The sequence below is a fragment of the Musicola paradisiaca NCPPB 2511 genome, from assembly GCF_000400505.1.
Lineage (GTDB): Bacteria > Pseudomonadota > Gammaproteobacteria > Enterobacterales > Enterobacteriaceae > Musicola > Musicola paradisiaca.
This window is the reverse complement of sequence record NZ_CM001857.1, coordinates 1,658,346-1,682,394: the sequence shown is the minus strand read 5'-3', so window position 1 is coordinate 1,682,394 and position 24,049 is coordinate 1,658,346. Positions and strand designations below refer to the sequence as shown.

At 53.8% G+C, this 24,049-nt stretch carries 2 protein-coding genes; both read right to left on the bottom strand.

Annotated features, from left to right (window positions below; all coding sequences use genetic code 11):
* Positions 1-53: 53 nt before the first annotated feature.
* Entirely contained in the window at positions 54-16,892 is a 16,839-nt protein-coding gene (locus DPA2511_RS07350) for an SDR family NAD(P)-dependent oxidoreductase (RefSeq protein WP_012765049.1), read from the bottom strand.
* Positions 16,885-23,976, bottom strand: a complete 7,092-nt coding sequence (locus DPA2511_RS07345) for an SDR family NAD(P)-dependent oxidoreductase (RefSeq protein WP_012765048.1) — start codon at positions 23,974-23,976, stop codon at positions 16,885-16,887. The genes DPA2511_RS07350 and DPA2511_RS07345 overlap by 8 nt, the downstream gene beginning before the upstream one ends.
* Between the last annotated feature and the right edge of the window lie 73 nt (positions 23,977-24,049).

Below are 24,049 nucleotides of genomic sequence, written 5' to 3'. Positions count from 1 at the left end.
CTCTACCCGTCATACTTCAAGCGGCAGGGGTGTTGAATTTCCTGCAACTCGAATTATTGGGGATATAAAACCGTCAACGTCGATGCATCCTCTGGCGATAAACGTTCCACCAGTTTTTCCGGGACAGGAATTTCATCAACTTTCAGCTCTGGCTGTTCCACCATCATCTCCAGTAAGACCAACAAGTGGTCGGCAAGCATTTGGATCAAGTCCGGTGAAAAATAACGACGGTCATATACAAACGGCAGGCTCAGCTTGCCGTGAGTTTTCAGCAACCCCATCAGCAAAGGGGCGACTGGCTCCCTTTCTTCCAGAGACATTGGCAGCAATCGTTGGGCGAACGCCGTCACCTCAACAAAGGTATCCCGATCATTGCTGTCAACAGCAAGGCTGCCCAGCAAAGTATGGTCGTGGGCATCCTGCCCTTCAGGCGCAAGCTGTTGATGCAGTGCAACAAAATCAAAGTGCTTATATTTCTGCACCTGCAACAATGCGTCTTCATAAATACGCCACACTTGCCGCAGGCTGAAATCAGGCGCAAGCGTTAACACCAACGGCACCGACGAAGAGAAGTCGCCATAAACCAGTTCAAATTCATAGCGATCCCTGAGGTTATATGCCATCTGGATCGGCATATTTTCGCCGGTGATTCGATAGATTAGCGTCGCCAAAGCACAGGTGACGAGTTGTGTGAGCGTTGTATTTTGGCGCTGATTCGATGACTGCAAACGGTTAAGCATCTCATCAGTGATATCCAGAGAATAGGCACCTGCTTTTTCCGGCTTGCCGTGCTGTTTATCCGGGCTTTCACTCAATGCGATTTGTTTATCCCGTAACGTAAAAGACGTTCGTTTGTCATGCAATTCGCTCAACCAATAGCGGGTCGCTATTTCCTGATGTTCTCCGAACTGACTCAAGGCAAAATGTGCATATTCAGCCGGCGGTTTGGGGCAATAAAAATCGGTGCCGTTGCACCGTGCCTCATAGCGGTGATAGAGCTCTTGCAAAAACAGGAACAAGGTAAAACCATCCGCATGGAAATGGTGCGTAACCAAGTAAACCGCCCCCAGATCAGCACCGTTATGAGCAAGATACAGCTCAAACATCGGCATCCGATCCGCGTGAAACAACGTCGCATTGACCGATTGCTGAAACCCCGCGAATGCCTGTTCAAACGTCTCTCGCTCAGAGAGATAAGGCCAACAGATTTCCCGACACTCCAGTCTTACGTCATCATGCACAACCTGTGCCCAGTGTTGTCCCATCCATTCAGCGCCGGTTCTTAGAATCGCGTGGTGGCGAGCCATATCGTTCAATGCCTGATTCAGTAATGACAGGTCAACGGGCATATCGACCCAAAAGCCCTGACCGATAGTAAAGGTAGCGCGCTTTTTCACCTCGCTTTCGTGCAGAATAAAGGCCTGAATGTGGCTGACCGGGTAGTAGCGCACCCCCGCCGCTAAAGACGACCATAAGCACTCTGGCCGGTTCACTCGCTCGCGTATCTCCCCGGCACACTGGGCTTTCCGGTAGCACTCAAAATGAAGACCTGCCGCGTCTTTCCAGACGCCGATCCCCTGCTGTAATAGCCGGCTTAATTCAGCGCGTCCCAACGCCATATCATCGGCAGAAAGGGCTGCCGCCGGCGGTAAAGCCAGCGAAACCGACTGAATAAATGCCGGACAATTCGCCGGCTTATCATCAAAGGTGGCGCCCGTCGGCGCCGACGCAGGCGGATAAGACTCAGAGCGCGGTGAGTCATAAGCGGTATTGTGCGGACGGAGGGCAACAGCCTGGGCAATCTCTCCGGCGATCGACCGAAGTGATGCTTTCGTCAGCAGGTAGGCATCAAACTCAGCACCAAACGCTGAATTGATTCTGTTTAACAGACGGAGTCCCAACAGTGAATCAATACCGTAACTGGACACCGGTGCATTCAGATCAATTTCGGTGACGGACAAACCGGCCAGTTCCGCCAGCATCCCCACCAGTTGTTGCGCTATCTGTTGTGATTGCGCCTGTTGTGATTGCACATGTTGTGATTGCGCCTGTTGCTTCGTCCGGCGATCAGTTTCCTCCCGGCGTAATTTCCCGTCGGGCGCCTCCTGGATAGCCCCAGCCCAGCACAACCGTTTGTCAAACGGATATCCCGGCAGCGATAACGGAAATTTTTCCGCCGCTGAATAGGCCGCATCCATACGGATTTCAGCGTTGAAGTCAGGCGTAAAAAAGTCCACACCCGTGACATATAACCGGGCCAGAGCCAACAGATTATCGTTATCTGCCGGAGCGTGAACCGCCTGACGAACGTAGGCAACAGCGGACAATGCCTCGTTCCCGGCTAATGGTTGGCGGCCTGGGCTGACTTTACCCCGGTAGCCGTTGTCCTCCTGAGTCAAGGCTGTCCCGGCAATCATCCGATCCAGAAAATCGTGCAATGCTTTGGCGTCAGAAACCACACAGGCACACCGATATGAGAAATGGCTACGGCGCAACAAGAGGTTTGCCGACAGTTGTTGCAGATCCAGTCCATGCTGAGCCTGCACAAAATCTTGCAGATCCCGGCAGCGTTGTTGCAAAGCGCTTTCACTCTTTCCAGACAGCACAATGCACACCGGTTGTTGACCGCCGCGCTCCGTTGATGCGCCCGGGGATATATTTTCTGGCGACCCTTCACGCCCGCCCCCGTTTTTGTGCGGTTCCGCGACAACAAGGTGAACATTGATCCCGGTCGCCCCTAATGAACTGATCGCCGCCCGACGTACCTGCCCGGATTCAACCTTCCAGGGAACGGTTTGCGAATTGATATAAAATGGACTGTTTTCGAGCGGTAACAAAGAGGCCCGGTCTTCCGTATTCGGCGTTGCGGGAATGGCCTGATGCCTGAGCGCTAACAGCACTTTGAATAGATGGTTCATCCCCGAACTGTGGAAAGCATGGCCGATGTTGTTCTCAACACTCCCCAGCGCACAGCCTGGCTGGCTGGCTGATTGCCCCTTCCTATCATTTTTCCGAAAGACGTTTGTCAGCGATGCAACTTCTGCGACATCAGCCGCAGGCATCCCGGCAGCATGGGCTTCGACCAGCGTAATGCTGTCCGGGCGGATATCAAACCGCCGGTAGATATCCGATAACAGCGCTTCCTGAGCACTGGCGCTCGGCGCCATAATCCCATTGGTTTTACCGTTGTGATTACTGCCCCAGGCTTCGATCACACCATGAATTCTGTCGCCATCCGCCAGCGCCTGCTGCAATGGTTTCAGAATAACGACGCCAACGGACTCTCCGGGCATCATGCCACTGGCGTGTGCTGAAAATGCACAACCGCGGTCAGCCGGCGACAACAGCCCGAGACGGGAAGCACTGAGCAACATATTCGGTGTGGAATAAATCAGGGCTCCGCCGGCAATCGCAACCTCACACTGGCCCAACACCAGATGATCGCAAGCCTGCGCGACAGCCAATAGAGAAGAAGCACACCCCGCTTCTACGCTCAGACAAGGGCCTTTCAGGTTCAGGCTGTAAGAAACCCGGCCGGGCACCTGAGACAAGGTAATATTCGGGGCAAAATGTTCTCCCTGAGCAAAACGTAGCGTATAGTCGCCGCCACTACCGCAGAACACTCCCCAACGTTTGCCGGACAACGTCTCTGGAATCATCCCTGCATCTTCAATGGCTTTCCAACTTTCCTGCAAAAACAGGCGCTCGCAGGGATCTAACATTGATGCTTCGCGCGGCGATATCTGAAAAAACAGCGGATCAAAGTATTCGATATCCGAGAGAAAACCGCCATAGCCGGCATATTCACCCTCGTTTTCGGGGCTAACTGACCACCCGCGACTATCCGGCAGCGTCGTAAACGCTGACTGTCCCTGTTCAAGCAAGTGCCAGAAATCATTGGGATTTTTTGCCCCGGGAAACTGCCCAGACATGCCGATAATCGCTATGCTATCCTGGCCCGCCCTACGCGGCGTATCCCCCCGTTTTCCGCGGCCCTCCGGTGGCGTGCTCCCTGCGGGTCGGCCCCGGTAAATCTCCCGACAGCGGGCAGAAATCATTTCAACACTTTCGCGTTCGGACAAGAGATGAAAGTGATCCCTGGCTCTGGTGCGAAATACCTGAGCCCCCGGTAAATATTGCAACCATCGCTGACAATGGCTTTCATCATGCGTCAGTTCTTCACCCAGAACATGGCGATTATTTTCAGCCAGCGCAGACAACTTGTCTTGGTGCTGCGGCCTGTCATCGGATGATGACGTAATGGTCATATAGTGCAGATCAATATCATGGGCATTCGGTAACGCTTTCACCGCATAGGCCGCCATGGCTTCACGGTTGCATTTAAGGATCTGAGCCATATTCTCAATTTTGTCTTTCACCACCGACAACGGCTGGGCCACGCCTTTTTTCAGGCAACCCTCAGCCAGCCATGTCGCCTGGTTATCGACATCAACACACATTAGCGCCTGTTCAGTGTAGGCGATGGTTTCAAACGCTAGCTGGCCGGATGCCAGCGCTTCACTCATGCTGTAGTGCAAAAAGAAATTCGCACTCATCAACAATGCATCCCGATAACAAAACGGCGACGACCTGGAGTGATTGCCTGGCTGTGGAAACGGGGGTTCCAGAAGAATCAGACTCGACACCCTGAACCCTGCCAGTTGCAGTTGCCTGGTCATTTCATAGGCAATAATGCCGCCCATTGAATACCCTGCCAGCGCGTATGGCCCGGTCGCATTACTGGCTTGAAGGATTTCAATATAGTAACGCGCCATGCTTTCGATGCTTTCCAGCGGTTGAAACCGGGTAAGAAATCCACGCGACTGAATCCCCCAGATGGCATATTCATCTGCCAGATTTTCAGCAATCTTCAGATATAAACCGGTCGAACCGGTCAGTGGATGAATCCAGAACCGAGACGCATCCGGCTCCCGTTCATCTTGAATATGTCCGCGCTTACGTAATTGTTGGCTGAGCGGAATACACTCGGGATAGTGTTTCAACCATGCCATTCCTGAATGCGGGCGTTGTGAGCCAACATGTTCATCGGACGTGTCCTGCACGATAACCGACGCTGCCGGGAATGCGTTTCCCTGCAGGTTGGGCGGCGAGGACTGCATACCGTTATCCAGATATAAAGACAGCGCATCAATACTGGGATAATCAAAAATGGCGTTGATCGTCAGTCCGGATGCAAACGTCCGGTTCACGGCTTCAATAAAGCCAACCGCATTGATCGAATTGAGTCCCAGCTCGGTGAACAGTTGAGGATTCTCAATTTCACTCTCGTCAAAATACATCGTTTGTATCAGTAAAGCGCGAACCTGACGGGTGAGGATTTCAAGCCGCGATGAGCCATTTTTATTCACCGCCGCCGCCCCCGGGATCACCGACGTTTGCTCATCCATCACCCTAGGCTGGCTGGGTATCCGAGGCTGTGCTGTTACCTCGGCAGGGGGAAGATGAGCCCAGTAACGTTTGCCCTGAAAAGGATAGACCGGCAGACCTATGCGTTTCGGCGGTATCTGTTGCGGCGATAATGATTCAGGGTATAAATCAAACCAATCCACATTGACGCCGTTAACCCATGCATTCGCCAATTCCTGCCATTGCCCTGCGGCGATCCAACCTTGAATCTGGATCAACTGTGCCGACGTGTTGCCATCATCCCATTCATTCTCTCTTGCCCATCCGCTTGCATCATCGCGACGTTGTTCACCATGATAATAAGTACCGGGAGACGTATCGCCGGGAAAAACATCGCCGGTCATGAACAACGCTAATTTTTCGCGCAACTCCGTCATATCAGACACCACAAACGCCACTCGTTTTGCCATCGCATCTCGCCCGGTTTGCAGGCTATAGGCCAGTTGATCAAGCCGCGTCGCCGGATGACGTTGCAGAAATTGCACAAAGGCCCGCACATAGGCTTGCAGAGCGGCGGTGGTTTTCGCCGAAATGGGAATGATCGACGGGTGAGCAGCGATGCCTAACGAACGAAACCTGTCCCCTTCCGACGGATGAGCTTCTGCGCCCGTCAACGATTGGGGGTCATCGGCAATATATTCTTCAATCACCGCATGAGCATTGGTCCCGCTGATCCCCGTAGCGCTGATTGCACCAAGCCTGGGCTGATTGCCCTGACGCAACCAGGGTTGATTCTGCTGTTGAATCGTAAAGGGAGTCCGCTCTAATTTAATGTAGCGATTACAGGTGGCAAGCCCATGAGTCGCCGGCATTGTCTGATGTGTCATAGCCTTGAGCATGGCAATAAGGCTCACGACACCGGACGCGGCAAAAGTATGCCCGATTAAGGGTTTAATCGAACCTAAAACACAGCGATGCGAATCGCTGCATCTGTCGGCAAAGGCATCGGTAAGCGCTTGAACCTCAATCGGGTCCCCTAACTGCGAACCGGTACTGTGGGAAAGCACATATTGAATATTTCCTGGGTCAATGCGGTATCGGTCATAGACATTTTTCAAAAGCTCAGCCTGGCGAACCGGGTTCGGTGCCGTGATACCGTTGGTCTTGCCATCGTAATTCACCCCGCTGGCTTTGATGCAACCGTAGATTCGATCACCATCGGCTTTAGCTTTAGACAGCGGTTTGAGTAACACCACGGCGACCGCTTCTCCTGGAACCAGCCCGTTTGCACGTTGATCAAACACGCTGGCATTGCCGTCAGGAGAAAGCATTCCCGTTCGGTTCATACTCTGATACACCCACGGGGTCATCAACAGATTGATGCCCCCGGCCAGCGCCATTTCGCAATCCCCCTGACGCAGGGCCAGACAAGCCTGATGCACAGCCACTAACCCTGAAGCACAAGCGGCGGTGAGGGCCATATTCGGGCCTTTCAGATCCAGGGCATAAGAAATACGCGCCGCCAGGGTCGCATTCTGATTACCGTTTATCGACCCCTGAGCACCGACAACCGCGCCATAATCACTCTCTTCCGCGCCGACATACACGCCACAGGACATTCCCCGGATGCGTTGCCCCATATAGCCGGCATCCTCAAAGGCGTGCCAGGCTTCTTGCAGGAAGATCCGCTGTCTGGGATCCATATCCATCGCTTCTTTGGGCGCAATATCAAAAAATGCGGCGTCAAACTGCATGATATCCGTCATGAATGCCCCCCATTGCGGGAGCGTGTCATGCGTATGCCGATCGTCTGACGATCCTGATGGCGTATTCCCGGTGACAGACTGCCAGTCCCAACGCGGTTCTGACATCTCACCAATACAGCGTTTTCCCTGAATCAGCGCATCCCAGAACGCATCAATATTATCCGCCTGCGGAAAACGCCCGCTCATCCCAATCACGGCTATCGGCTCATCCATGACATCGCAAGCAGCCGTATACGTTGCCGCAGGAACCGGCTGATGATTTTCCGCCGTTGTCGTCACTCGCCCAGGCTCGAGGCCCGATGATGGCGCGGCGTCTTCCCGCCCGACAGCCAGATGGCTGCTGGCAATGGCCGGGGGCGCCTGGCGCGAAGCCATGTCACCTAAAACCATGTCATCTAAAACCAGGTCATCTAAAACCAGGTCATCTAAAACCAGGCCATCTGAAAACATGGCCTCTAAAGCCTGCGCATGTTCACGACAAAAATATTCCGTCAGCCGTTTAACCGAGGAGTGACCAAAGAGCACAGCCGGTGTGATTTCAACCTCAAAATGTTGACTCAACGCCCGGGAGAATGAGGCCAGCGTGATCGAGTCAAAACCAAAATCAGCAAAACTGCTATTCACCCCGATCCGATCAACCGGCGTGCCCAGTAACTGACTAATCTGCGTTTTCAGGACGTGGCTCACCGCCGTCCGAATGTCCGCGGCATCCCCGGAGGGTCGCGCAAGATCGCTTCTGGAACGCATGCCCACCGCTTGACGGTCATGTTGCGCCGGGTTATGGGGAGCCGCGTGATTGCCAGTCCTCTTTTTACTTCCGACATCGCCCTGATCACTTACCGGATGAGGTTCGGTACGTCGGGCTACCGGTGGTTCATCAGTCCCCAAAAACCGGGCAACACGGCTGGGTTTTCCGGCAATCACCAGGTGTTGCCCTTCGCTTTGCCGTAGCAATTGCTCAAAGACCTGCACCCCTTCTTCACTTTCAAGGGCGCGTTGGCCGCTGGATCGGAGATAAAATTCGGTGCTCTCCCGATCCCGGATGCCCATTTTCCCTTCTTTCCAGAAAGGCCAGTTAATAATCAGTGTTTTACCACGAAGCTGGCCTTGTTGAACCAGCGCCATTCGGTGCTTGCCATACCCCATCTGGAAACGGTTCCCCATGGCGTAATCACAAGAGCCAAAATCGCCCAGAAACGCGGCGCTGGAGGAGAAATAACAGACAAAATCCAACGGATCCTGCATCAGCAGTTCGTCTAATAATTGTGTTCCTTCAACTTTCGGCCGCAAAATGGCATTGAACGCCTGCCGGGATTTCTCAAATACGGGTTCGCTGGCTTCCAACCCTGCGGTGTGGATAACACCGAGGATCGAACCCAGCGATTGCCTGGCCTGTAACAGATTAAAACGCATCGCACCGACATCACAGACATCGGCCTGGATATACTGTACCTGTCCCCCCAGGCGGGTCAGCTCATCAGCAATCGCTTTCCGCTCTGCGTTCATTGGCGAACGCCCGGTCAGTATCAATCTGGCGGAATAGCGCTGCGCCAGATATCGGGCAAAAATTAATCCCAGCCCACCGAATCCCCCGGTGATCAGGTAGGTTCCGCCTTGTTTAATTCCGGCCTCCGCCACCGCTGGCCGGGCCAGCGCAACAGGACTGGGTTGAACTGTCAGCACATATCGCTCTGCGCCTTCATAGCAGACACTGGCGAAATTTTGCCCCGTCAACTCCTGATAAAGCATGGATACATATTGCCTGGTAAAGACCGGTTGCTCGGTCAAAAGCGATGCCCCCCCGACCGTACCGTCCCCCACAGCAACACTCACTGCAACTGCGCATTGGGTATTGGGTAATACGGATGTCAGGGAACGTTCGATACCAATCCATGACTCCAGATAAGCACGCTCCAGTGAATGATGGCTGGCGCCTGCCAGCAGTAAGCGTGTCGGCGCCATGTTTGTCGCCACCATGGAAGACAACAGGTCATGTAGTGCGGCGAAATCTTGTATCTGACGGCGTTCCTCCAGTGGCCATAGATAGAGCATCGCGCTGTGTTGGGGTGCTATCCCGGCAGATTTCAGTTGTGCAAAGCAGTGCTGATAACGTTCGGTGTTTTCCTGCTCCGTGTCTTTGGGTTGCAGATGAAAACCGCTCACCCCCTCTTCCAGCGGACGTCGGGATACAAACACAATCGCTGTCTGTGGCGCCAGTTCGTTCATTCGGGATTGCAGCAAACGCTGACTTTCCGGCTCCGACAAAAAGCAGATTAAGGTTTTAAACCCAGGATGTTGCCGGGATGCTGCCGGATGAGGCATCTTCTGCCAAGACTCGGTAAACAACATCAGCTCTTCACGCTCTTCCTGATGTGCTGATGCCGCCGTCGACGCCGTCGGGGATGATGTCTCGGCAGATGATGCATCATGAGCAATCCGGCCCAGATCTTCCGGTGCCTGAATCCAATGCCGCTCTCTGGCAAACGGATAACCTGGCAGGCTGATACGGCAAGGCGCCGCTATCGGATATAGCTGATACCAGTCCACATGGAAACCTTCCGTCCAGAAGCGGGCAATCTTGTGAAAAGCGCGTTGTTCTACCCAACGCTGAAGCAGAGCAGTGCTGTCGTCCGCCGACATAAAACCGGTATCCCGGCCGCTTTCCTTACCGCTACCACCTGCGCCATACCCCCGCCAGCAGCGCTCTGGTAAGGCGTCATCCTCAGCAAATGCGACCAGTTTTTGCTGCAACTCCCTGAGATCCGGTACGACAAACACCACCCGTTCTTCCAGCGCCCGCCGCCCAACTTGCAACGTGAAAGCCAGATCCGCAGGATGAATGCTGTCGATATCCGGGTGAACCGCCAGAAACTGAGCCAGATTGCGGGCCATAACCTGGAGCCGATCGGCACTTTTCGCCGACAAAGGCACAATCAGCGGCGTGTTGTGCTGTTGGGTGTTCACCGCTCCCCGGGAGATTTGCGGCAGAAACTCTTCAACAATCAGGTGTGCATTCGAGCCGGTGGCACCAAACGAGCTAATCCCCGCCCGCCGTGGGACGTTGATCTTGTCGCCCTCTTCACCCACCGAGGGTTGCTCCCAGTGCTGGGTCTCACGCTGAATATAGAAAGGCGAATTATCCAGCTCCAGATATGGATTAATCCGCTCGGAATGTAACAGTGAAGGAACCAGCGTCTTATGATGCAACTGGAGAATAACTTTACTTAATCCACTGATGCCCGCCGCCGACTCTGCATGGCCGATGTTCGATTTAACCGAACCGATCGCACAAAACTGTTTATCTGTAGTGTGTTGTCTGAAGGCTTTCACCAATCCCTGAATTTCGATCGGATCACCCAGTGACGTACCGGTACCGTGCGCTTCGATATAACTGATGGTTCGTGGGTCAATCCCGGTTTTTTCGTAACAACGCAACATCAAATCAGCCTGTGCAACCGGGCTGGGGACAGTAATCCCGCTCACTTGCCCGACGTGGTTGATAGCGCTGCCCTTGATCACCGCATAAATATTGTCCCGATCCTTGATCGCCTGTGACAGTGGTTTGAGCAATACCGCCCCCACCCCTTCGCCCGAGACAAAGCCATTCCCGCCGTCACCGAATGTCCGGCAACGACCGTCGGTGGAATACATGTCAGCCAGCCCATACGTCAGATACTTATAGGGATGCAACGACAGGTTCACCCCTCCGGCCAAGGCAACCTTACTTTCTCCCCGGTGTAAACTTTCCAGAGCCAGATGCAACGCCGTCAGCGATGAAGAGCACACCGTATCGACGGCAAAAGAAGGGCCGTGGAAGCCACAGAAATAAGAGACTCGGTTGGCAATGGGGGCATAATTCATTGACAGAGGCACGACCTGACCGCGGTTGACGATTTCAGCCGCGATCAAGGCGTAATCCTTATGCATGACCCCAACAAAAACACCGACGTCACGACGCTTGTTAACGCCCTGTTCTGCAACCAATGTCTCTGGGGTGTAACCCGCATCTTCGATGGCCGACCAGCATGTTTCCAGAAATAGCCGTTCCTGAGGATCCAACCACTGAGCTTCTCTGGGCGAAACCCGGAAAAACTGTGAATCAAAACAGTCCACATCCTCGATAAATCCCCCCCATTGGGGAATCGGTCGGCCAGAAGGCGAAGTCATGCCATTCAGCACGCTTTTCTGCCATCTCGAACCAGGGATTTCGGTTACACAGTCCTTACCGGCTTTGAGATTATCCCAAAACTCGGCCATCTGTTTCGCACCGGGATATCGCCCAGCCATCCCGATCACAGCAATATCTTCGCTTTCCGATGCCTGTTGTATGATGGGTGATGAATGGAAAGCGGCCTGTTTGACGTTTATCCGCTCAGTGCCTGCCTGATTTACTCCTGCGGTAATGCCCGTATCGGATAACAGCCCCTCGGTCAATTGATGCGCGTCGTCCCGCGCGGCGGCCGTGGCGACCTCAGGCACGCTACCGACAAGCGACCTGAACGACGCCGGGTACTGTTGCAGCAGATACCCGGCCAGTTCACCAACAGTGGCATATTCAAACAGTAACGTCGGATTCAGCTTTACCTTGAGCGACTGTTCCAGTGACTGCACCATTTGCAACAACCCAGCCGAATCCAACCCCAACTCGTAATAACCGATATCGGTCTCGATCTCTTCTATGCTTTTCGCCAGCGTATCAGCCAGTATCTTTTGCAGAGTATGTTCAGCACGCTCCAATGCCGAATCATTGCCCTCCGACGAAAGGGATGGCGCTTCGGATACCGCCGGCAGGGTGTCATGCTTCATCGGCACAACAGGGCTGACCGGCATCATGTGGTTGACAGGCATCACGGCAGGCTCAGCAACCTGAGCCGCAGCGTGGGTTCTGGATGCGTTGATAGCGGCGGGGTCGCGCACTCGCTTGCAGGTGAAATTTTTCAGCTCACCTATTTTTTCACCGCCCGGCGTGAAAAATTCCATAGTCAGGTAAGAAAGTTGACGGGTTTGCTTCAGCGAGTCACGGCTGACCCGGGTAATACAGTGTCCCGACAACGGTTCCGATGCCCGGAAGGACTCATAGTAAAGCGGTAAAAATATATCCTGCTCTTTGTTTTGTTCCAGAAACAGATCCCCGGATCCAATCGCACTGCCGTCAATCAGAACCGGGTGAAACAGATAATGTTCTGCACCGAATAGTGATTCGTCTGGAACAGCAATATCAATCAGGTTTGCCGAAGGCAGGTGATAGATAACGCCGTCGCCGACCATCGGCCCGCAGTGACGGATATCTTCCCCACCAAATTCCGCATACGCGTCCTGTAACGTCACCTGACTGATTGCCGTTTTTTTCAACCCATCGACATCGAGCGTTTCATTAAATACCGATACTGGAACCGGATGCATTTCCGCACTCATATACAGCTTCAGTCCTGACTGCTGGTGAGCATCAGAGACTTCCCGTCCTTCAACTTTCAGATGCCAGTACCCTTGTGCACTCTTTTGACAGCTAATGTGCGCATCCACCCCATAGTCATCGCCGATAGTAAAGGGGTAATGAATCGTGAGGTTGCGCATTTCCAGTTGCCGGTAATCCACGCCTTGCCGATGGAAAAACTGAAAGAGCAAATCGATGTATGCCAGTCCGGGCAGCAGCGATTGGCCAAACGCCTGATGGTTACGCAAAATGCGGTGATGGTGGTTAAACGGTTGACTCCAGGGGTGATGTTCCGTGAATAACCCGACACGACCGATGGGGTAACTCCCCTCTTCAATGAGGTCGCCGTCACCCGTGCTTTTTTCAGCCATGCTGGCTCCAAATGCAGGCGACAGGGCACGAAAGACGTCTTTGGCAAAGACATAACCGGGCAAATGCATTCGCATCGGCGGTTGCAGATAGAAGCTTTGCCAGTCAACCGGTTTTCCCTGTAGCCAGGCTTGCCCAATCGCCTCCAGTTCCGAACGGGACAATTGGTGTAAACCGCGGTGTTGATACGCACCGGCAGCCAGCGCTGGTTGTCTTCTTCCCGCAATCGGAACGTGCCCGAAACAATGATTCGTCGAAACCGTCTGACGGCAGCACGCCTGTAACTGTTGCAGACAGTCACGATAATCTGTTGCGATCAGCAAGAAGCGTTCCGGCATCGCTTCCCGTCCGACCTGCAACGTATACGCCATTGATTGTATGAAGGACGAAGAGGGTATGAAGGACAAGGCATCATCGCGTTGTCCACTATTTGGCCGGTCAGTATGTTGCCGGACAACCTCTTCAAGATAGGCGCACAGCGCCTGCATCTGAGCGTGCAGACTTTGCGTCGTTTTGGCCGATAACGGAATAATCCAGCCGGCGCTGACCGGTTCAGCGACCGGCTCCCGATGCGCTAAATACTCTTCGATGACCACATGCGCATTGGTTCCGCTGTGGCCGAAAGAGTTCAGGGCGGCCAGACGTGGTTTATCTCCGGGGTGTTGCCACGCGGAGGTTGCGTTTTGAATATAAAAAGCGGAATCCTGCAACTCAAATAACGGATTTATCTGCTGATAGTGCCTTAAGCCCGGTAGTTGCCGATGGCGCATCGACAACAATATTTTGATAAGCCCGATCACCCCGGACGCTGCCGATGTATGCCCAATATGAGATTTCACACTGCCCAGAGCACAATAATGCTGCTTATCGGTTAATGCCTTAAATGTGCGCGCCAGTGCATTAACCTCAATGGTATCGCCCAATTTACCGCCGGTCGCATGCGCTTCAATGTAACTAATCTCTTCAGGGTTGATGTGGTATTGATGGTAGACCTGCGCCAGCAATTGTTGCTGAGCCGTTCCACTCGGCGCCGTAATACCGTTGCTCGCGCCATCCTGATTAATGCCAGAGGCACGAATCACCCCGTAGATGGGATCACCCTCCGCAATCGCCTGCTCCAGACGTTTCAGTACGACTATCCCGATCCCTTCAGATAACAACATGCCATCGGCCGTCTGCTCAAAAATAGGGCACTCTGCGCGGTGGGACAACATGCCGATACTGGACAGACTGGTCAGTGCGCCGGCATCCAAAGCCGCGAAGACACCACCGGCCAACGCCAGATCCGTCTCTCCGCGACGTAGACTTTCACAGGCCAGATGTACCGCTACCGCAGAAGATGAGCAGCCGGTATTCACAACCAATGCCGGGCCTTTCGTATCCAGAAAATAAGACACACGCGATGCAATAATCGCTTCAGAGGAGCCGACAAAAGAGCCCTGATGGTAATGCGACGGTTCCGCGCCAATAAAAACCCCCGTATTGGTGCCGGCCAGGGCCTTGGGGTTATAGCCAGCATCTTCCAGCGCTTTCCAGCTTTCTTGCAATACCAGTCGCTGATGGGGGCTCATCGACAAGGCATCCTGCTCGGTAATCCGGAAAAATTTCGCATCGAAACAGTCTCGGTCTTTTACGATCCCGCCCCATTTGCAATATGTTTTTCCGCTCGGCACAGCGTCTGCTTTGTCTGTATCGACTTTGTCTGTATCGACAAAATACCGGGCTTGATCCAGGTAATGCCTGGGTAACTCATCAATCCCTGACTGGTTTGCAACGAGATTCGCCCAGAAATGCTGGATATCTTCCGCGCCGGGGAATTGCCCTGCCATCCCGATCACCGCAATGGCCGCAGGTTCGGTTTGCCTCTTTTCAGGTGTCACCGGATCATTGATGACCTCCGGCCATACGGCGGACGGTGACGCTACCGATGGCTGCGGCGTGGGTTCCGGTCGCCGTTGCCATTGCGGCTGAGATTGAGGTTGAGCGTAGGGTTGCGATGAGGATGGCGGCTGAGGAATGCGGATCTGATCGACACAAGTCCGGGCAATATACGCACTCAAGGTTTCGACCGTCGTATAATCATAGAGCAACGCCGGGTTTAAATTGATCCCCAGCGATTGATTAACCTGATTGAGAAAGTTAACGCTAAGAATCGAATCAATCCCCAAATCAGAAAAGGCCATCTGTGCATCGATTTGCTCAGAGGGGACATTGACCGTATTGACTAACCCCTTGATCACACTGGTTGTTATATATTTCTGCATGACGTCATCGCACTCATCGGCGGCTACGCCGGTCTGCTCCTGACCCACCGGAATTGCCGACTGAACGCCCGGCGCTGCGTATTCTTCCCGTGACGACATCTCATCACCGCGCCCGGATGTCGTTGTCGTACCTGAAAAAGGCGTATCGGATGCCAGCGTAGAGAGAACCTCCGCTCCCGCAGTACGGACGATATGGCTGCTCAGCGCGGTGGCGGAACGGTAGTCATAAAGGGCGGCAGGATTCAGACGGATACCAAGCACATCATTGATTTTATTTACAAAATTAACACTCAGAATAGAGTCGATCCCGTATTCGGAAAACGCGATCTCCGCATCGATCTGCGCAATTGGAAGATTAATCGCTTGTGCCAAGGCAGACACGACCGCGTCATGAACGTGATCGTCAATCTGCGCTGCGGTGATATGCGCTTTGGGTATTTCCGCAGCCACCGCCGATCGTTCGGCGACGCGAGAAATGGCGTGTTGTTTAGCATCCACCGGAGCATAGGGCGGCGTCTCAGCCGTCAACGGTTGAAGCGCGGGTTGCACCTGCTGGCGAATCACCCCGTCACTGAGGGCAACGATAATGGTTTGTCCTAGCGCATGGGCGCTTTGCGCCGGAAACGCAACCGCCAGGAACCCTTCTTCCTCCAGTATTTCCTGCCACGTTTCCGGCGCGATGGCCGGGCTGCCCGCAATGCGTAACGCAGTATCCTGATGTAACCACCATCCTTTGAGCAGCCCAAACGTCAAATGGGTAAAAACCGACTTATCGCTAAGCTCATTAATCACCACCATTCCCCCACGCCGCAAAGCGGCTTTGCAATGTCGCAACGTAGCCCGAATGTCTCTGGTGGCGTGCAAGACATTGGTCGCAATCGCAACGTCAAAAGCGCCCGGAGGGATAGGCTGCGTCGCGAGTGGTTGTTCAATATTCCACAGTGCATAGCCAAGAAACGGGCAATCCGGCCCATAATGGCTACGGGCATGCATCAAAAATGCCTGGGAGAGATCCGTGTACAGGTATTCCTGGATATTGCGCCGGTATTTCATCAACGCCGGCAACAGCATTGCCGTTGTTCCTCCCGTACCCGCGCCGATTTCAACCAGATGCAACTGCGCGTCGTGATCACACTGCAACACGCCATTCACGTAGTCACCCACGGTTTTCGTCAATACCCGATTAAAAAAATCAGAGACCGGATTATTTTTATAAATCCCTTCCACGTTCTCCATCGACGCATTGGGGAATAGCACCTCCGTCGCCTGCACCTGTCCCGTCAGAATCTGGGGTAGATGGCGCAAGCAGGTATCGACAAGATTGATCTGGGCCATACGTGCATGGTCATGACGATAACTGTCACGATAATCATCCCATGCCTGCCATATCGCTTCCGGTTGCTCCGCTAACGGCGGCCGGCAAACAAGCGCATCACCCTGTTGGGCTATAAACCCGGCTTCAAGTAACTGCGCCATCGACTCCTGCCACCAGGCACGGAACTGATGATCCAGCCCCAAACGCCCGGCAATCGCAGGGAAATCCCGAAGGTTCAACGGCAAGGCAAAAACACCAAGCTGATCAAGCTGTACATACAGCAGTTGCACCAACCACTGATTAATGGCTCGAGGATGATGGGATTGCAGCAACGCATTAGCCTCTTCATCCCATTGATTGTCAGCGATATTATTCATTGATCAGCCTCCTGCTGTTGGTATCAAATGAAGAGTGGGTTGATGACAGTTGACGTTGATGACTCAAAAAAACGGACTCGTGCGGATGCAGGTTCATCAGTTGCTGTACCGGAACCGACGCATTCAGGCACACCTGCTGCTCCAGGCGCCCCTGCTGTAACAACGTGGCAAAACGTTCAAAACAGGCAAAACCGTCCGCATCGCTCAGCGCAAAAATGCTCTGGCTGGCTGGCAGCCCGGCAAGAGATGCCTGCCAGAATCCCCAGTTGATGATCCCGATAGGAAAAGCGGCACGATGTTGTAAAGCACGCACCAACGTGTCGGAGAACGTAATCCCGGCGGCATAGGCCGACAGTGTCGCGGCACCGGAGAAAGAGAACGCCTGACAGGAAGAGAAATAGACCAGAAAATCCAGCGCTTCGTGCTGGAGCGCCTGATAGAAATTGAGGCTTCCCGACGCCTTGACCTGAAGTATCTGCCAGAATGTCTCTTCCGTCGTCTGGCTAAGGGTATTCTCGGCATCAAAGACCAGACCGGCGAATATCGCGCCATTAATGCGGGGATATTTCCGTTTGATCTGCGTCACCGCAACGTGCAGAGAGGCCAGATCCGTGGCATCCGCCTGAAGATAATCCGGTCGGATACCGGCGGTTTCCATTGCTGCCAGCGCGTTCTGAACCGCGGGACTGGATTCGGGCTGACGTCCCAGCCAAATCACTTTTGCCTGATAATGCTGCAACAGTTGACGGGTCATCACACGGCCGACCGTTCCGCTGCCGCCCAGAATCAGGTATACACCGCCATGCTTGATACCGCTCTCCCCACTGAAACTGCGGGGATCCAGGCGAAGGAAGGTCTGTCGGTAGCGACGTCCAGAGAGCAATCGAATCTGTTCACCCCGCTCGCTGGCCACTTCGTTGACGACCTGCTGCACGAGTTTTTCCCGCCGTTCAGGCGTCTGTAGATCACGTCCCGACACATCCAGATTTCTGACTCTGAAACGGTGATCCCCTTGGGCGAGAGCGAAAGCCAGACCACTGATCCCGGCCCCGTGATACCGAATCTCTCGGGAAGATAAGGGATGGTTATCCTGCGTGATCACGGTGAAATCTATGCTTGCCTCTTTCGCCCCCCCTTGTTGTAACGATTTCACCAGGCGCAACAACTGCAGTTCGTTCTGTTTCAGACTGGCCGTGATCGCTGCTGCATCGGCCAAATCCTGCGCGGCAGTGCCAGCAATAAAAAAGACCTGCTGTATCGCGCCGACCTCATTCAGACAATGACCCATCGCGTTTTCATCCTGAATATCGCACGCCCAGTGATCCTGCCCGATCAGGTACGTCTTGCGTGCGGCATCACTTCCCAGAGAGATGCGCAGCAGACGTTTGGCCTGACCGGTCAGCTTATTGACTAACGCTTTTTCCAGTTCGGTTTCCTGCCGACTCCCGACAACCAAAACCTTATCCGCCATTCGCGTTGCCATCGTCTTGCCAGAAGAGGTTTCATCAGCGTCCCATAGCGCAACATAGCTGAAATAATCATCAGTTTGGGGCTTATCCTCCGGGCGTTGTCGCTCCACGGCCAGCGACGGGTGTACGAGCAACGGAGGGGGTGGCGCGCTTCCCTTCACATCAGGCGGCAAAATAGCGGCATCAGGCGGCAGCGTGGTGGGGGACTGAGCCACATGCATCGCCGCATGATGGGCATGGGTGATCCAGTATCGGTCAGTAGCGAACGGATACGTCGGTAAGCTGATCCTTTTGGGTCGCTGCTGCGGATATAACCTGTACCAGTCAACCGGCATTCCCCTGACCCATAACGCGAGGATCCTGGCGTACTTACGCTTATGGAACCAAAGATCAAGCGTGGCCATCATGTCTTCATCTACCGCGACCATGGCCAACATCTCTTTATTCTGTCTGACATTGCCGAGAAACAACGCATCAATGACCGCGTCTCCGGCCAGAAATTCGCTAAGTTTTTCAGCCAGTTCATCAATAGACGAGGCAATAATACCCAGGCGCTGCTCCATCGCCTCCCGTCCGACCTGCAAGGTATAGGCCAGCTCGCTCAGCTCCGGCGGTTGTTTATTTTCTGCCGTAATTCGGGTGAGCAAATTCCTCGCTGCCGCCATGAGACGGTCGGTACTTTTGGCCGAGAGTATGACCATGACGGGTTCCGATTTACCTGTGTTCTGACCGACATCTGACGTTGCCTTTCCCCCGGTATATTCTTCCAGCACGATATGCGCATTGGCGCCGCCAAAACCGAACGAGCTGACGCCGGCCCGACGAGGCAGCGCCTGCCCCTGCACGTCCACCGGTGCAACCCAAGGCATATTCTCCCGCACCACATAAAAAGGGGAATCGTCCAGCTTGATGTAAGGATTAAGCTGCTCAGCGTGTAAGCTTTTCACCAAAGTTTTATGCTGCAGCTGCAATAACACCTTGATTACGCCGGCAATACCGGCCGCCATCTCCAGATGACCGACATTCGTCTTAACCGAACCCAAACCACAGTGTTGCGGCCTGTTCCCCAGATCGGTGGTGGCTGGTGTCTTGCGGTATAAATCCTTAAAGGCGCTTTTCAGTCCATCAATCTCTATCGGGTCGCCAAGCGGCGTACCTGTACCGTGAGCCTCAATGTATCCGACACTGCGCGGATCAACGCCTGCGTTGGTGTAAGCGCGTTTCAGCAAAACCGTTTGCGCTTTCGGATTCGGTGCCGTTAACGAGTTGGCCCGGCCACCGTGATTTTCAGCGCTGGCCCGAATCAAACCATAAATATGATCGCCTGCCGCTTCAGCAACACTGAGCTTACGGAGAAAGAGCATACCGACCCCTTCGCCCCGCACATAACCGTTTGCCTCACTGGAGAACGTCTTGCAACGACCGTCCTGACACAGCATTCCCGCTTTGCTGAAGCTGATATATCCATCGGGGGTCACTAGCGTGTTTACGCCGCCGACAATGGCTTGCTCGCATTCGCCGGCACCGATAGATTGAACGGCCCGGTGAATCGCAATCAGTGATGAAGAGCAGGCCGTTTCTATCGGCTCGCTGGGGCCGTGAACATTCAGGAAAAAGCTCATACGGTTCGGCCCGACCGAAGGAACGATGCCGGTCAGAGAATAACCTTCGATAGGACGCTGGGCTGCGGTGATGAGGCTACTGTAACCACTCATGCCGGTTCCCACGAAAATCGCCGTGTCAGTGCCGGAAATCTCACCGGCACGGTACCCAGCATCTTCAATGGCGCTCCATATGTACGTCATCAGTAATCGTTGCTGAGGATCCATTAACTCAGCTTCTTTCGGCGAAATCCCAAAAAACAGCGGATCGAATTCATCAATACCCTCAATGAATCCCCCCCATTTCACATTGGATTTATTCACCTCACGAACCGGATCGCCATACAACGCCTGCCAGTCCCATCGCTGTTTCGGAATCTCCTGAATACAATCTTTGCCGCTCACCAGATTGTCCCAAAAGGCGTCCAGATCCCGGGCCATCGGGAAACGGCCGCTCATTCCCACAATGGCTATCGGTTCAACCTTATGCGCGGTTGATGCGATAGCTACAGGGTGTTTATCAGACGCTGACCGGGGAAAAGCCGGATTCAAACGCCCCCGTGAACGGAAAGTTTCGCGCTGGGAGGCATCATCGCTTACGGTGAATTCGTTTATCGCTGCGGTTGTTTCTGGCTCTCCGACATCGGCTGACTTCGGCGACCCGATTAACGCCGGCGGCACGAATGGGGTCTGCTCAGGAAACTGATTTGAGAATGCTGCCGCATGTACGTCTACCAGATAATCAACAAACTCGCTCAGCGTGGGATATTCAAAAAACACCGTCGGCGTCAGTGTCAGGCGATATTGGCGATTCAGTTGGTTGCTAAACTCGGTCAGCAGAATAGAATCCAGCCCAAATTGAGACAGTTCAGTCTTGAGATCGATCTGCCCTGGCTCCAGCTTGCGTAGCTTTGCCAGTGATTTTTGCATCAGAGGGATCAGTTTTTCCCGCAGCGTCTCTTTCGCTGTCTTCGCCGCCGATCTCGGCATCATCACCACGGGGTCATCCATTTTGACGGCGGGTTGATGCATGGCGGGGAGCGCCACCTCACGGCTAACCCCGGTTTCAGTGTTAACCTCGGCTTCAGCCTCCGGTGTGACGGAAACCGTCGCTGTCACCGCTCCCGCCGACGCATCGTCAACCACTCTGGACGAAAAACCACTGAGCCTGACCCAGACATGACCGGTCTCATCGCATAAGTCATAATCCATTTTTCTGACTCTGTCGGCTTTAGACGATCCGGCTTTACGCCGCGCCCAGACCCAAAGATTTTCGGGTAACGCGGCGGCGGTATCCCGGGGGAACATTTCCAGACGTTCCAAAGCAAACGGCAACGCGAACTCAGGATGCCCGGCATCCACCAGCAAGCCCGCCGCTATCTGTAATGCGGAATCCATCAGACTCGGATGTAGAAAAAACTGACTGCGGGTATCAGCCACACACGCGGGCAATTCAATTCTGGCGATAGCCTGGCTGTCACCTTCATCAATCGACACCACGCCCTGATACGCCGGACCATGCAGAATGCCCATCGCGGTGTAGGCGCGATAACATGCCGCGCTGTCCAGACGTCTGGTGACACATTGGGCCTGTAGCGCATGGATATCGACCGGTGATGGCGTTGCCGGAGTCGCATGAGACGTCTCGTCATCGGGCAACGATGTCACTCGCGCCTGTCCCCGACAATGTATGATTCTGCCGGTTCCCTCCACAGACGACTCCGCGCTGTATATCTCAAAACCGACGTAGTCGTTACCTTCCGGAGACAGTTCGATAGCAACGTTCAACCCCGCATCCAGAACGCTCATCGGCCTCACCCAACTGATATTTTCCAGCATGAGCCGGCTTGCCTGGCCCACGGCGTCCGTTATTGCCGCTCTCGCTAATTCCAGATAGGCAACCCCCGGCAGAACTTTCTGTCCTTTAACCAGGTGATCAGCCAGGAAAAATTCGTGCCCGGTAAAAAAACTGCGGTAACGCTGGATAGAGAAATCCGACGTGTTTTGCTGCACAAGCGGGTGTATTTCTCGCCGCATCCGATGTCGACCAGCGTCCGGAGGCGATATCGCAGTGGTATCCGCTGTACTCCAGTAGTGTTCAAGATGAAAAGGATACCGCGGCAGCGAGATCTTACTAAAACCAGACGACCCGACGCTCTGCGCCAGTGGGAAATCAACACCTCTGACCCACAGTTCCATCAGAAAATTTTTGTCGTGCGTCCAGTCCAGCGTTTTCAGCAAATCAGACAGCCGGTTATGGCGGGTAAATATGTCGAACGCCTTATTCTCATCCGGCTGTCCGGTTTTCAGGTAAAAAGATTTCTGCCCATTGGCAGCAATAAACTGGGCCAGTTTCTCCTGTAAATTGTCGATACTGGTGTAACGAAAGACCACCCGCTGATCAAATTTGTGCCTTGCCGTCAGATAGACATATTCCAATGCGCCGGGAGGCACGTCGTGGGCGTGCTGCAAAAAGGCCAGCATAGATTTAGCATAGTGAACCCACTGCCATTCATGCCGGGTTGACAGTGCCAGAAAATACACATCCCCCTGCGGCTTCGTCTCATCACTGGCGGCATTGCTGTGCACCGGAAGATCAACGGTTCGGGGATATTCTTCCAACAGCAAATGGGCATTCACACCGCCGGCGCCGAAGTTATTAATCGCGGCCCGGCGCGGAATGTCCCGGCCACACTCATCCCGCAGAGGCGGCCACTCTTCCGTCATGTCATTGATATAAAAACGTGAGCCTTCCAGCCTGATTTTGTCGCTACAGGCTGAAAAATCTTTGATTCCTGGTTTTTTCTGCGTGTTAAAGGCATGCAGTACGCGAACCAGTGCAACCATCCCGGAAGCCGAATTGGCATGACCCATATTCGGCTTGAGTGTACTGACTTTACACGGGCTGCCCTTTGATGGTTCAAGATCTGATGGCGCCAAATGCGCGTTTAGCTGCGCATCGGCACGCTTGAACCCTTTGATTTCTTCAGCATCGGCCAGAAGCGATGAAGCACCGTGAGCTTCCACATAGGTCACGGTATTCGCATCAATACCCGCCTGACGGTATGCATTAACAATCACACTGGCCTGTGATTCCGCCGAAGGCATCGTCAGGCTGCCATAACCCCCGGTATGGTTGACATCAGAGCCTAAAATCACGCCATGAATGTTGTCCCGATCGGCAACAGCCTGCGACAACCGCTTGAGCAAGACGGTCACTGTCGCCTCCGCCGGCAAGAAACCTTTAGCATCGGCCTGAAAAGGGGAACAAACCGTTGCGCCCCCGAGAATACCTAACGATTCCTGCCCCAAATACGATCCCGCCAGCGCATCGCCAAATAAAAGATTGGCGGCACCGACCAGTGCATAATCGGCGTCTTTGCGCAGGAGTGCTTCTTTCGCCTGATGCAGAGCTACACTCGCACCGGAACAGGCGGTATCGATATAGAGGCTTTTACCGTTGAAACGAAACGCATGGGAAATGTAATTCGGCAGCGACCAGGACATCATGCCCAATATGGAATAACTCGTCAGTTCCGCTTTAGCGAGAAAAGGCGTATAAGCAGCGCCTTCCGAGGCAATATAAACATCGACTTTCGCCTCTCGTAACTGCTGAGGCAGATAACAGGCATCCTCCAGAGTGTGCCATGCGGACATCAAAAGCAGGCGGGTTCTGGGATCCATATACTCGGCTTCCATCGGACCAATATTGAACAGATCAGGATCAAATCCGGCGATATCTTTCAGAAATGCCCCATACCTGTTGCGCATCTCGGCACCCGGAAAATGATTCTCCGGCACGCGAGAAAACAGAGACTCCTGTTGATCCAGTTTCTGGCAAAAATCTTCGATAGAATCAGCCCCTGGGAAAAAACCACCCACACCGATAATGGCAACGGCGTCTTTTTTATGAATCGAAAAAAGATCATCGGGACAGGCAATATTACCGGCTACACCGTCCCGTATATCCGTTAATATCGTGGCATCTTTAGTGTCGTTATTCTGCGTCGTCAATTTAAAGCCTCCAATTGCCTTACCTGACCTCGTTATCCAGTCGCTGCACGCCCTCTTTTGGGTATATACCCGT